This window comes from Xanthobacter sp. BG11Y11_SDJG, assembly GCF_057364445.1.
This window is the reverse complement of the sequence record NZ_JBNFNU010000099.1, coordinates 1-12,203: the sequence shown is the minus strand read 5'-3', so window position 1 is coordinate 12,203 and position 12,203 is coordinate 1. Positions and strand designations below refer to the sequence as shown.

The following is a 12,203-nucleotide window of genomic DNA, read 5'->3' as shown; positions in this document are numbered from 1 at the left end:
GCCGCTCGGTCTTGAGCACGGCGTCCACCGAGGGCAGCCGGCGGCTGACGGGCTCAGGCGCGCCCGATGGCGCGCCCCGGCATCGTGGGCGCGAACGCCCGCGGGTGAGGACTCGCTCATCGGCGCGCCCTCAATAGCCGAGCAGCAGCGGATTAAACCCGGCCCGCCGGTAGGGACCGTCCTTCATCAGGACGTCGAGGCCGAGGCTGGCGACGTCGTCCGCCACCGGGTCGAGGTCGGGATTCTTCGGGCGGTAGAGCACCTTGAGGTAGGTGTGGCAACTGTCGCAGGTCTCGGCCTTGATGACCCCGTCGCTGCCGTCCACCTCCTGGTAGCCGATGCCCTTGGTGGTGCCGCACGAGGTGCAGCGGATGCGCACGAAGTTCCACCAGGTGCTGCACAGGGAGCAGACACAATAGCGCGCGCCGTGCGCGTTCGGCCAGTCCACCACCACGCTGGACACAGGCGGGCCGCCGCAGGTGGGGCACATGCCGACGCCCACGTCCACCAGGCTCTTCGGGTCGATCCGCGCGGCAAGGCGGGCGAAATGCACCTGGACCGCGGACGCCGCGAACACATGCTCGGCCAGATGCTCCATGGGGATGGAATCGGCGAGCACGTTGCGCACCACCTCCTCGCGCACCCCGTCGCCGGCCTGCGACAGGCGGGCGAGACCGTCGGCGGCGGTGGGCGGCATGGGGATGTCGGTCGCGAGCTTCAGGAGCCGGGTGAAGGTGTCGTCGAGCACCGGGTCGGCGGTGAAGCGCGAGCGGTCCAGCGGCGGCATCTGGAAGCTGCGGGCGCGCTCGCGGTCCTCGGCGTCCGGCAGTTCTGGAAGCGGCAGATCGCTGAGGCTCGCCGCCTGCACGGCCGAAAGATCGCGCAGGAAGGTGAGATAGGGCGCGAGCGGGTGGCCCTGGGCCAAAGCGGCGAAGCGCTCGGCGCGCCGCGCGAACAGCTCCCCCGGATCGGGCATCACAGCAAAGGGCGGAATATTGACGCCGGTGATGACCGACGGATCGGCGATCAGGGCGCCGGGACTGTTGGGGGAAGAGGACATGATGCGTCACGAACCTCACGGGTCACGTGGTGAGAACGGTGGCTTCCGATCGCGCGCGGCCAAGACGCCGGTACGGCATTCGGAGCATGAACGGCAGGCATACGGCGAGCATCAATGGCACATGGGCGTTAGAGGCCCGGGTCGCAAGGAACTGGCCGCAAGGAACTGGCCGCAAAGAACGGGCCCCGAGTAACGGGCGGAAAGTGACAGCCCGCCCATGGCGCGCCGCCCGATCCCCCGGTCCCGTCTGGAACGGCACCCGCGGCCCCTCCCGGCGAGGGAAGGGCGCGGGGAAACACTTTATTCCGCCGGGGTTCCCGTGCGCTTGCCGGCGACCAGCTCGCGCAGCCACTTCCTGTGGTGGCGCCAGGCCCATCCCCCCGTCACCTGGCCGCGGGTCATGGCGGAGATCGTGCCCTTGACCCAGATGGCCGCGTAGACGTGGATGATCCACACGCAGATGATGGCGACCGCCGCCACCGCGTGGACCAGGAGCGCGATGCGCTGCTGCTCGATCGAGGTGTAGCTGGAGAAATAGACGTTCCAGATCACCAGGCCCGAACCGATCAGCACCAGGATGAGGAAGGACATGCCCCAGAACACGAACTTCTGACCGGCATTGTACTTGCCGAGTTCGGGCAGCTTCTCCTCGTTGCCGGCGATCACGTCGCGGATGCGCCGCAGCCAGGTTCCGTCCTCGCTCTTCCACAGATTGGCCTTCCAGAAGCGGAAGAACAGCCCGAAGAAGGAGAAGAACAGCACCACGCCGATCCACGGATGGATGGCGCGGGTCAACTGACCGCCCCCGAACAGGGCGGTCAGGAAATAGAGGCTGGGGTGGAACAGCGCGAGGCCGGAAATCGCCAGCAGGATCAGGCTGATCGCCGTGATCCAGTGGTTGATCCGGGCCGCCACCGTGTAGCGGTCCACCTGGACCGGATGGCCCTTGTGGACCTGGTCGCCGCTCTCGACGTCGTAGGGTGCCGCGCTCATGAGCGTCCTCCCTGCGTCAGCTTCTCCGCATTCTCCTCATCCTCGGCGGTGACCTTGTTGGCACCGGTGACGAGGTAGTGGAACGCACCGGCGATGGCCGCGAAGCCCATGACGCCGAGGCCCACATACTTCGTCACGCCCTTCCAGGCCTCGACGATGGGGCTGATGCGGGGATTGTCCGGCAGGCCCGCATAGATCGAGGGCTTGTCGGCATGCTGGAGCACATACATGACGTGGGTGCCGCCCACGCCCGGCGGATCGTAGAGGCCGGCATTCTTGTAGCCGCGGGACTTGAGGTCCTTGATGCGGCCGTCGGCCCACTTCTTCATCTCGTCCTTGGTGCCGAAGACGATGGCCTGGGTGGGGCATGCCTTCTGGCAGGCCGGACCCTGGCCCACCGCGACACGGTCGGAGCAGAGCGTGCACTTGTAGGCCTTGTGATCGACCTGCGAGATGCGCGGGATGTTGAAGGGGCAGCCCTTCACGCAATAGCCGCAGCCAATGCACTTGTCGTGGTCGAAGTCCACGATGCCGTTGGAATACTGCACGATCGCGCCGGGCGCCGGGCAGGCCTTCAGGCAGCCGGGATCGGCGCAGTGCATGCAGCCGTCCTTGCGGATGAGCCATTCGAGATTGTCGGTCTCGGGGTTCACCCACTCGGTGAAGCGCATCAGCGTGTACGACGCCGGGGTGAGGTCCGGCGGGTTCGTATAGGTGCCGTTGAAGGTGCCGATCTCCTCATGGAGTTCGTTCCATTCGAGGCACGCGGCCTGGCAGGCCTTGCAGCCGATGCACTTGGAGACATCGATCAGCTTGGCGACCGGCGTCAGCTTCTGCGCTGGCGCCGGCACCGAGGAAGCCGAGCGGCGGATGAGGTCCGCATCGCCGAACTTCGCGGGGGTCGCGGTGACCGGAGGATTGGGGATCGGAGGAAACATCGGTCTCTTCTCCCTTATGCCACCGGCCCGGTCGTGGGCTCGATATTGACCAGGAACGCCTTGTATTCAGGCGTCTCGATGTTCGCGTCGCCCACGAACGGGGTGAGCACGTTGGCCGGGAAGCCCTTCTTGGCCGACCCGACGAAGCCCCAATGGATCGGGATGCCAACGATGTGGGTCGGCTTGCCGTCCACCATCAGCGGACGGATGCGCTTCGTCACATAGGCCTTGGCGATCACCGAGCCGCGCTTCGACCACACGCGCACCCAGCCGGCATTGGCGATGCCCTTCTCCTTGGCGAGCTCGGGCGAGATCTCCACGAAGAATTCGGGCTGGAGCACCGAGTTCACGTGGTTGGTCTTCGTCCAGTAGTGGAAGTGCTCGGTCAGGCGGTAGGAGGTCGCCGCGTAGGGGAACTCCTTGGACGCCGTGTCGGCGAACTGGGCGAAGTCGTCCTTGAACACGCGCGCCACCGGATTGCCCCGGACCTTCGGGGCGATGAGGTTGGCGACCGGGCTCTCGAACGGCTCGTAGTGCACCGGGAACGGCCCGTCGCGCATCATGCCCCGGGTGAACAGGCGCGAGACGCCTTCCGGGTTCATGATGAACGGCCCCACGTCCCGCGGCTTGGCCGTGGGCGCGATGTCGGGCACGTCGTAGCCGGTCCACTTGGCGCCGTCCCACCAGATCAGCTTGCGCGTGTCATCCCACGGCTGGCCGTCGAGATTGCAGGACGCGCGGTTGTAGATGATCCGGCGGTTGGCGGGCCACGAGAACGACCACTTGGAATAGGCGCCGGTGTCGCCGGGATCGGAATTGTCCCGGCGCGCCATCATGTTGCCCGCCTCGGTGAAGCAGCCGGTATAGATCCAGCAGCCCGCCGCGGTGGAGCCGTCGTCCCTGAGGAGGCCGAAGGATGCGAGCTGCTTGCCCGCCTCCAGCACCTTCTTGGTGGGATCGTTGGGGTCGAGCACGTCGGTCAGAACGGAGCCGTTCATCTCCTTCGCCAGCTCTTCCGCCGTCGGCTCGTGGGGGTCCTTGTAGTTCCAGGTGAGGTTGACGATCGGCTCGGGAACCACACCGCCGTCCTTGCGGTACATCTCCTTCAGCCGCAGGTGGATCTGCGCCATGATGAAGACGTCGGTCTTGGCCTCGCCCGGAGGCGAGCCGCCCGGCCAGTGCCACTGCAGCCACCGGCCCGAATTGACGAGGGAGCCCTCGTCCTCGGCGAAGCAGGTGGTGGGCAGCTGGATCACCTCGGTCTGGATCGAGGCGGGGTTCGCCTCGTTGTAGATGCCGTGGTTCTCCCAGAAGCGCGCCGTCTCGGTCTCGAGCGGATCCATGACGACGAGGAGCTTCAGCTTGCCCAGCGCGCGGGCGAGCTTGGCCTTGTTGGGGAACGCCTGCAGGGGGTTGAAGCCCTGGCAGAAGTAGATGTTCATCTTCCCCTGGTCCATGAGCTCGAACGCGCGCAGGACGTCGTACGCGGGGACGTCGAGCTTGGGCAGCCAGTCGAAGGCGAAGCTGTTCTCCGGCGTCGCTGCCGGACCCCACATCATCTTCTGGAAGCTGACGAAGAACTTCTTGTAGTTCTGCCAGTAGCTCATCTGGTTCGGCCGCAACGGCTTGAAGCCGCGGGTCGACATGTAGGCGTTGAAGTCCGTGTCCCGCTCCGTCGGAATCGTCAGATAGCCGGGGATCAGGTTGGACATCAGGCCGAGATCGGTCAGCCCCTGGATGTTGGAGTGACCGCGCAGGGCGTTCATGCCGCCGCCGCGCACGCCGATATTGCCCAGCATCAGCTGGATCATCGCCATGCAGCGGATGTTCTGCGAGCCCTTGGAGTGCTGCGTCCAGCCCAGAGCGTACATGGACGTCATGGTCTTGTTGGGCGCGGAGCACTCGGCCATCATCGACGCCACCTTCAGGAACTTGTCCTTCGGCGTGCCGGTGATGCGCTCGACCAGCTCGGGCGTGTAGACGGAGACGTGCTGCTTCAGCAGGTTCCACACGCAGCGCGGGTTCTGGAGCGTCTCGTCGACGACGGCATAGCCGTCGGGGCCGATCTCGTAGTCCCACGTGGAGCGGTTGTAGTCCCGCTTCTGCTCGTCATAGCCCGTGAACAGGCCGTCCTGGTAGGTGAAGCCTTCCTTGACCACGAACGAGGCGTTGGTGAACGCCTTCACGTAGTCCCACTGAATCTTGTCGTTCTGGATGAGGTAGTTCATCACCCCGTTCAGGAACGCGATGTCAGTGCCCTGCCGGATCGGCGCGTAATAGTCCGCCACCGCGGCCGAGCGCGTGAAGCGCGGGTCGACGACGATGAGCTTGGCGCCCCGGTTGGCTTTCGCCTCCGTGACCCACTTGAAGCCGCACGGATGGGCCTCGGCGGCATTGCCGCCCATGATGACCACGAGATCCGCGTTCTTGATGTCGGTCCAGGAATTCGTCATAGCGCCACGGCCAAAAGTTGGGGCGAGACTCGCCACCGTCGGGCCGTGTCAGACGCGTGCCTGGTTGTCGAACACCACCATGCCGGTCGAGCGCACCACCTTGTAGGTGCACAGGGCCGTTTCGTTGGTCGTTGCGGAAGCGGCGAGGAAACCCGCCGTGGTCCAGCGATTGACGGTCACGCCGTCCTTGTTCTTCTGCACCAGGTTCTGGTCGCGGTCGGCCTTCATGGCCTTGGCGATCTTGTCCAGAGCCTCGTTCCAGGAGATGCGCTCGAACTTGTCGGATCCCGCGCGCCGGATCATCGGATACTTCAGGCGCTGCTCGGACTTGACGTAGCTGATGAGCGCCGCACCCTTCGGGCAGAGCGTGCCGCGATTGGTCGGGTGGTCGGTATCACCCTCGATATGGGTGATATCGGCCTTCTCGCCCTTGGCGAGACTGCCCTTGGAATAGATGATGATGCCGCACGCCACCGAACAATAGGTGCAGGTGTTGCGGGCCTCGGTGGTGTTGATGAGACGGAATGGCTTGATGGTCGAGGCGAAGGCCTCTTCCACCCCCCCGAAGCCCAAGGCTCCGAGCGTCGTCCCCGCCACACCCGCGCCCGCCGTTCCTAGGAACTGGCGCCGCGAGAGCTCCATATTCATCGAAGGCAACCTCCGATACGTGCCCCTGACCGGGGACAATTGCGGACGCGTCGCAACGTCCGACGTCGGGATTCCGACTTGCGAGGACGGTATTTTGGAACTGGAAATATGTCAAACTGCGAAGCGTTTAGGACCGTTCAAAATTCGGGTATCGGCTCAAGGTTCCGCGACCTGTCCACCTGACAAAGCTGTGCATCGCGCCCCCCGCCATGTATTTGCGGCGCTGCACAATGGGTGCGACCCGCAAACCTGCGCGCCCTCGACCGCAAAAAACATCGACGTCTTCTGGTAAAATGTTGTGATGGTCCGGCTTAACGGCGAAAGTCCGAGACATTTTTCTCTATTGACGCGCTCCGCGCCAGCTTCCAGTTTGGGAAGGTGACGGCAGTCCGGCTCCCGCGTGACGGGGCGAACCTCATGAGAGCAACCGCGCCTGTGCGCGACGACGGCGCCTTGTTGCGTGGCCGCCCTGCTCCCTGCACGTCCCGGTCCCTGCACGTCAAGGTCAAAAACAACTGCATCTTCAATCACTGCGGGTTGCGCCTCTGCGCGCCCGCCTGGGGAGACCTGTCCATGATCCGCCCGCTTCTCGCGGCGGCCGCGACCGCTGCCGTCCTGCTCGGCGCCTCCGCCGCCTTCGCCCAGACGCTCACCTTCTCCGCCATTCCCGACGAGGACGAGACCAAGCTGGTCCAGCGCTTCACGAAGGTCGCGGACTATCTGTCCAAGACTCTCGGCGTGCCGGTGAAATACGTGCCGGTGAAGAGCTACGGGGCGGCCGTCACCGCCTTCAAGAACAACCAGATCCAGCTCGGCTGGTTCGGTGGCCTCTCCGGCGTCCAGGCGCGGCGCGCAGTGCCGGGCTCGCAGGCGCTGGCCCAGGGCGACGAGGACATGGCCTTCATCAGCTACTTCATCGCCAACGCCGCGACCGGCCTGCCGGCGAACCAGAAGGACCTGCCCAAGGCGGTCGCCGGCAAGACCTTCACCTTCGGCGCCAAGACCTCCACCTCGGGCCGGCTGATGCCGGAATTCTACATCCGCAAGGAGCTGGGGAAGGGACCGGACGAGGTGTTCTCGCGCGTCGGCTATTCCGGCGACCACACCAAGACCGTCGAACTGGTGGCCTCCGGCGCCTACGAGGTGGGCGCGGTGAACTTCACCTCGTTCGACGACATGGTGGCCAAGAAGCAGGTGGACCCGGCGGTGGTGCGCATCATCTGGAAGACGCCGCCTTATCCGGACTACAACTGGACGATCCGCGGCGACGCCGACAAGACCTTCGGCGCCGGCTTCACCGACAAGGTGCGCGCCGCGCTGGTCGGCATGAACGATCCGGAGCTTCTGGCGGCCTTCCCGCGCAAGAGGTTCATCCCGGCGACCAATGCCGACTACGACCCCATCGTCGCCGTGGGCCAGCAGCTCGGCCTTCTGGATTGAACGTGAACGCGCCGCTCCCGGCTCCGCCACGGGCGCCCGTCCTCGCCGCATTCGAGGGCGAGCGCCTGGCCTATGGCGCGCGCACGGTGTTCGAGAACCTCACGCTGGCCGTGCGGCAGGGCGAGCGCATCGCCCTGCTCGGCCGCAGCGGCGCGGGCAAGTCGACGCTGATCTCGGCGCTCTACCGGCGCCTCGCCGATGCCGGCGCGCGCGTGGCCCTGGTGCCCCAGGACCACGCGCTGGTGCCGCAGCTTTCGGTGTTCCACAACATCTATATGGGGCGCCTCGATCGCCACGGGGCCGCCTACAATGCCCTGAACCTCGTCCGGCCGTTCCGGCGCGAGCGGGAGGCGGTGGCCCCGTTCGCCGAGGAGCTTGGCCTCGCGCCGGAGCTGATGCGGCCGGTGGAGCGCCTCTCCGGCGGCCAGCGCCAGCGCACCGCAGTGGGCCGCGCCTTCTTCCGCGGCGGCGACATCCTGCTCGCCGACGAGCCGGTCTCGGCGGTGGACGAGACCCAGGCGCGGCGCATCCTGGAGAGCATGGCCGCGCGCTTTTCCACCCTCGTCCTGTCGCTGCATGCGGTGGACCTGGCACTGGAAAGCACCGACCGGATCATCGGCCTCAGGGCCGGCACGGTGGTGGTGGATGCGCCGACGAAGGCGCTCACGCGGGGCGATCTCGATGGCCTTTATGCCGGCTGAGGCCGCGAGCGCGCCGGGTCGGCTCGCGCTCACGCGCGGCAATGTCTGCCTGCTGTTCGTCGGCATCGCGCTCGTCCTGGTCCCGTTCGCCGATCTCGAGATCGCGAATGCGGATCCCTGGACGGTGCTGGGGAGGTTCGCGGCGGGCTTCCTCGCGCCCGATTTCGGCGCGGTGTCCGACCTGGGGCAAGCGGTGCTGCTCACCCTCGCCTTTGCGGTGGTGGGCGTGGCGCTCGGCGGCGCGGCCGGCTTTGTCCTGGCGCTGGCGAGCCGCAGCCTTGCGGCGCGCGGCCTCGCCACCACCTTGCGCTCGGTCCACGAACTGTTCTGGGCACTGCTGCTGATGCAGCCCTTCGGCCCGAGCGCGCTCACCGGCGTGCTGGCCATCGCGCTGCCCTATGCGGGCATCTTCGCCAAGGTCTATGGCGAGATGCTGGAGGAGGCGGACCGCCGCCCGGCGGACGTGCTGCCCAAGGGCACCGGCGCGGTGAGCGCCTTTCTCTATGCCCGCCTGCCGCTCGCGCTCGCGCCCATGAAGGTGTACGGCCTCTACCGGATCGAATGCGGCATCCGCTCCTCGGCGGTGATCGGCTTCGTCGGCCTGCCGACGCTCGGCTTCGAGCTCGACAGCTTCTTCCGCCAGGGCCAGTACGGCGCGGTGGCGGCGATCCTCCTCACCTATTACCTGCTCATCGGCACCATCCGGTGGTGGATGGGGGCCAGGCTGCTGCCGCTGTACTTTGCCGCCGGGCTTGCGGTCTTGCTCTCGCTCGACACCGTGAGCTTCGACTGGGCGAACGTGGCGCGCGTCTTCACCGTGGACATCGTGCCGGCGCCGCTGCGGGGTGCCGACCTCCTCGCCCCCGCCACCTGGGCGGCGCTCGCGGCATGGCTGAAGATCGTCCTGGTGGACCAGGCGGCGCCCGGGCTCATCGCCACCTTCGTCGTCACCCAGCTGACCCTGGTGGTGATGGGGCTCGTCGCGCTCACCGGCTTCGCGCTGCTGGTGCGCAACGTGGTGGGCCGGATCGGCGCGCGGGCCGGGCATGGGGTGCTGGTGGTGCTGCGCTCGACGCCGGAATACATGCTGGCCTATTTCGCGCTCCAGGTGCTCGGTCCCTCCATGCTGCCGGCGGTGATCGCGCTCGGCCTCCACAACGGCGCCATCATCGCCCACCTTTTGGGACGGGAGGGGGAGCGGCTCTCCCAGACCCTGCGACCGGACGCGCCGCGCGGGCTCGACCTCTACGGCTACGAACTGGTGCCGCGCCTGTTCGGGCCGTTCCTCGCTTATGCCTGCTACCGCTGGGAGATCGTCATGCGCGAAAGTGCCATCGTCGGCATATTGGGCGTGGCGACGCTCGGCTTCTTCATCGACAGCGCCATCGCCGAAATCCGGCTCGACCGCGCCCTGGTGCTGATCGCGGTCACCGTCGCCGCCACCGCCGCCATCGATTTCGTCTCGCGCCGCATGCGCGCCCGCCTCGCCCTCGGGGCGTTCGGCGGGGTCGCGGCGCAGCGCTTTCCCGCCCGCTGATCGCTCCTTATGTTTGCGCCGAGAGGTGAAGAGATGACCGAGACCCCGTTCCGCCTGACCAGCCTCGCCCATGGCGGCGGCTGCGGCTGCAAGCTGGCCCCCTCCGTGCTCCAGGACCTGCTCTCCGGCCAGGCCAAGGGCGGCCCGTTCGAGCGCCTGCTGGTGGGCACCGAAACCGGCGACGACGCCGCGGTCTACGATCTCGACGGCACCACCACCATCATCGCCACCACCGACTTCTTCATGCCCATGGTGGACGATCCCGATCATTTCGGCCGCATCGCCGCCACCAACGCCATCTCCGACGTCTATGCCATGGGCGGCACGCCCATCATGGCGCTGGCCATCCTCGGCATGCCGCTGGGCAAGATCGAGACCGATGTGGTGCGCGCGATCCTCCAGGGCGGGCAGGCGATCTGCGCCGAGGCGGGCATTCCGGTGGCGGGCGGGCATTCCATCGACTGCCCGGAGCCGGTCTACGGCCTCGCGGTGATCGGCACCGCGCCGCGCGAGCGCATCCGGCGCAATGCCGACGCCAAGGCGGGCGACGCCCTGATCCTCACCAAGGCGCTGGGGGTCGGCGTCTATTCCGCCGCCTTCAAGAAGGAGGCGCTCTCGGCCGACGGCTATGACGAGATGATCGCCTCCACCACCCGCCTCAACAAGGTGGGGGCGGAGCTCGCCAAGGACGCCGCGGTCCATGCGGTGACCGACGTCACCGGCTTCGGCATTCTGGGACACGGGCTGGAGATGGCGCGCGGCTCATCGAAGCGCCTGCGCCTCTCGCGCGCCGCGCTGCCGCTGCTCGCCCACGCCGAGGCCCTGGTGCGGCAGGGCTTCGTCACCGGCGCCTCGCACCGCAACTGGGCAAGCTACGGCGCCGACGTGGACCTTGCGGACGGGACCCCGGACCACTGGCGCCATCTTCTCACCGATCCCCAGACCTCCGGCGGCCTGCTGGTTTCCTGCGCCGCGGAGGAGGCGGACCGCCTCCTGGCGGAAATCCAGGCCGCGGGCTTCGCCAGCGCGCGCCGCATCGGGGCGGTGGAGGAGGGCGCGCCGCGGGTGACGGTCGACGCCTGAGGGGCGTCGCCCGAGCGTCAGCGCTCCGGCGGGAACCGGCAGTCGCAAGCGGGCGTTCTCTGAAGCGAAAGGAGACCGGCCATGCCCTCGTATCCGAATTGGAAGGCGCCTGCGCGCGCCACTCCTGTGATCCTGTCGCCGCGCCTGGAAGGCAGCGCCGGCCTTCTCACGACCGGCCTGGTGGGCGCGGTGATGTTCCTGCTCGCCAGCGCCGTCCCGCCGCCGTCCCATGCCCAGTCCGATCCGCAGGCGCCCGCGTCGGCGCCTGCGAGGACCCGCCGCACGTCGCGGCGACTCCGCCCGCGACCGGTCCGGCTTCCGGCACCAAGCCCGGCAGCGAGGGCTCCACCGGATGGACCGGCGGCACGGGCGGCACCTATACGGGCCTGACGCCCCATTCCGCCGCACCGGGATCGCCGCAGCGCCAGCCGGAGGTGGTCACCGGGGTCAATCCGACGGTGAAGCCCCAGGTTCGCTGCTGACGGGCGAATCGGTCCGGCGCCAGCCGATCTCGCCGAGATCGTATGCGAGCTGCGCGCGGACTACCGCGGGATCGGCGTCGGAGGCGTCGCCGGTCCGGGCCGCCACGCGGCGGATCAGTTCCGCCGCAGGCGCCTCCAGCCACACGCCCTCGAACCCAACCCCCAATTCCCGCGCCACCGCCTCGACGGCCGCCCGTTCGTCGGGCCTGGCATGGACGGCATCCACCACCGCGCTCTGGCCGGTGGACAGCACCCGCCCCGCCAAGGCGCGGATGCGGGCATAGACCGCTTGGCCGGCCTCAGGCGCATAGGCGGCCGGGGCCAGCCTTTCCGTCTCGGCGCGCCGAAGAGGCGCTTGCGCTCGATATCCGACCGCACGATCACGGCGCCCGGCGGGCGGCCGATGCCGGCCGCGGCATTCATCGCCCAGGTGCTCTTGCCGCTGCCGGAGAGGCCGCCGACGGCGACCAGCCGCGGCGCGGCCGCAACGTCACGGGCGAGAAAGCCGAGGGCCGCCGAAAAGGCGTGACGCACCCGCGCCTCGCCTTCGGCCAGTGCCGGCCCCGTGAGATGCCCGAGCCCCGCCGCCTCCACCTTGGCGCGGATCGCGGCGCGCAGGCTCAGGAACAGCGGCAGCGCCGAAAGGCCCTCGATCATCGCATCCGCCGCCGCCCACAGATAGCGGTTGAAGACAATGCTCGCCGCCTGCCGCTCTCCGCGCTGCCACAGGTCCATGAGCAGAAAGGCGAGGTCGTAGAGCACGTCGCAGGTGGCGATGTCGTCGTTGAACTCGATGGCGTCGAACAATGTCGGCGCGCCGTCGATCAGCACGATGTTGCGCAGGTGCATGTCGCCGTGGCAGCGCCGG

At 67.8% G+C, this 12,203-nt stretch carries 9 protein-coding genes; 4 read left to right on the top strand and 5 right to left on the bottom strand.

From position 1 onward, the window contains the following. Positions 1–130: 130 nt before the first annotated feature. The 4 genes from fdhE to fdnG form a co-directional block, all read right to left on the bottom strand. On the bottom strand, positions 131–1,060 hold the full coding sequence (fdhE, locus tag AC2W7M_RS10655) for a formate dehydrogenase accessory protein FdhE (protein WP_486132289.1): 930 nt from the start codon (positions 1,058–1,060) through the stop codon (positions 131–133). 300 nt (positions 1,061–1,360) lie between these two features. Continuing rightward, positions 1,361–2,053 carry a formate dehydrogenase subunit gamma gene (locus tag AC2W7M_RS10650; RefSeq protein ID WP_486132287.1) on the bottom strand — a complete coding sequence of 231 codons (693 nt, stop codon included), beginning with the start codon at positions 2,051–2,053 and terminating at the stop codon, positions 1,361–1,363. Beyond that, positions 2,050–2,991, bottom strand: coding sequence for a formate dehydrogenase subunit beta (gene fdxH, locus AC2W7M_RS10645; RefSeq protein ID WP_486132285.1), 942 nt, complete (start codon positions 2,989–2,991; stop codon positions 2,050–2,052). Before fdxH ends, AC2W7M_RS10650 begins: the two co-directional genes overlap by 4 nt. A 14-nt stretch (positions 2,992–3,005) precedes the next feature. Next, entirely contained in the window at positions 3,006–6,092 is a 3,087-nt protein-coding gene (gene fdnG, locus AC2W7M_RS10640; protein WP_486132283.1) for a formate dehydrogenase-N subunit alpha, read from the bottom strand. Between the two features lie 573 nt (positions 6,093–6,665). Here fdnG and AC2W7M_RS10635 point away from each other — a divergent pair. The 4 genes from AC2W7M_RS10635 to selD are packed head-to-tail and all read left to right on the top strand — an operon-like array spanning position 6,666 to position 10,853. Further along, positions 6,666–7,532 (top strand): putative selenate ABC transporter substrate-binding protein, encoded by an 867-nt coding sequence (locus AC2W7M_RS10635; protein WP_486132281.1) that lies wholly within the window; start codon positions 6,666–6,668, stop codon positions 7,530–7,532. A gap of 2 nt (positions 7,533–7,534) precedes the next feature. Beyond that, positions 7,535–8,233 carry an ATP-binding cassette domain-containing protein gene (locus AC2W7M_RS10630; protein WP_486132279.1) on the top strand — a complete coding sequence of 233 codons (699 nt, stop codon included), beginning with the start codon at positions 7,535–7,537 and terminating at the stop codon, positions 8,231–8,233. Continuing rightward, positions 8,223–9,770 (top strand): PhnE/PtxC family ABC transporter permease, encoded by a 1,548-nt coding sequence (locus tag AC2W7M_RS10625; RefSeq protein ID WP_486132277.1) that lies wholly within the window; start codon positions 8,223–8,225, stop codon positions 9,768–9,770. The genes AC2W7M_RS10630 and AC2W7M_RS10625 overlap by 11 nt, the downstream gene beginning before the upstream one ends. 33 nt (positions 9,771–9,803) lie before the next feature. Then, positions 9,804–10,853 (top strand): selenide, water dikinase SelD, encoded by a 1,050-nt coding sequence (gene selD, locus AC2W7M_RS10620; RefSeq protein WP_486132275.1) that lies wholly within the window; start codon positions 9,804–9,806, stop codon positions 10,851–10,853. Positions 10,854–11,300: 447 nt separating this feature from the next. On the opposite strand, the gene AC2W7M_RS10615 is transcribed toward selD, so the two are convergent. Next, positions 11,301–11,609: a P-loop nucleotide/nucleoside kinase family protein gene (locus AC2W7M_RS10615; protein ID WP_486132291.1), complete on the bottom strand. Its 309-nt coding sequence runs from the start codon at positions 11,607–11,609 to the stop codon at positions 11,301–11,303. Positions 11,610–12,203: the final 594 nt, after the last annotated feature.